This window comes from Neobacillus paridis (assembly GCF_016765675.1).
GTDB classification, from domain to species: Bacteria; Bacillota; Bacilli; order Bacillales; family Cytobacillaceae; genus Neobacillus; species Neobacillus paridis.
Window position 1 is genome coordinate 1 of record NZ_JAESWB010000020.1, and the last position, 780, is coordinate 780.

1 protein-coding gene is annotated in these 780 nt (G+C 42.4%); it reads right to left on the reverse strand.

Features of this window, described 5'->3' with window-relative positions:
• Positions 1 to 326: hypothetical protein (locus tag JK635_RS01675; RefSeq protein WP_235887830.1), on the reverse strand; the 326-nt coding region annotated here is incomplete at its 3' end.
• Between the last annotated feature and the right edge of the window lie 454 nt (positions 327 to 780).

Below are 780 nucleotides of genomic sequence, written 5' to 3' on the forward strand. Positions count from 1 at the left end.
GTCAAGCTACCTATTGAAAGAATCTTGCTCATGTTTAATGAGAAAGTGGTGTGCAGCATGAAATACGGTATCTCGTAGGCTATTTGAAAGAAGGATTTCAAGGCCTTTTGTACCGCTTGCGAAAATTCTGAAATGTCAGGCACCCGCACTTTCGACAGGTTCTCCATCTTAATGCCACGCGTGTCTTCTATTGCCGATATCGCTTTCTTTTGCTGAATTTTCAGTTGGGCTCGTGAGGTTGCTTCTCCCATTTTGGGGCTGAATATCGCCGCTGAAAGTGTTTTTTCCATCGAAACTGATGGAGTATTGGGCGGAGTGGTTTCCAATACGCCCCCAGTGATGACAATATCTCCGTTTGGGCCTTTAAGCTTTTTGAAGAATTCAAGTGTAATTTCGTGTATGACTGTATTAGAGAGATTTATTTTCTTCAAGGAATCGCTTATATCTATTTCACTGCCAATATCTGANTATATCTATTTCACTGCCAATATCTGAAAGGTCATAAATAGTGAAACGATTCATTTCGAGAACGAGCGAGTTTAGTGGAAGTCCTGGGTATCTCAGTGAGTGCGCTAACGTTAAAAGACGATCTTGTTGGGGCAAGTCGCGGTATATAAACTCAGTCATTTCCGTTTTGACGAAAAGCCAGGCAAGCGAGGATGAAAAACGATGGTTTAAACAAGTCTCGGCAATTTGAAGCTGATCGTTATGGTCATCTGGTATCTCACCCTGGAGGAAGCGTTGAAATAAAGCGTCTGTAATTACTTGGGCGCCACTTTC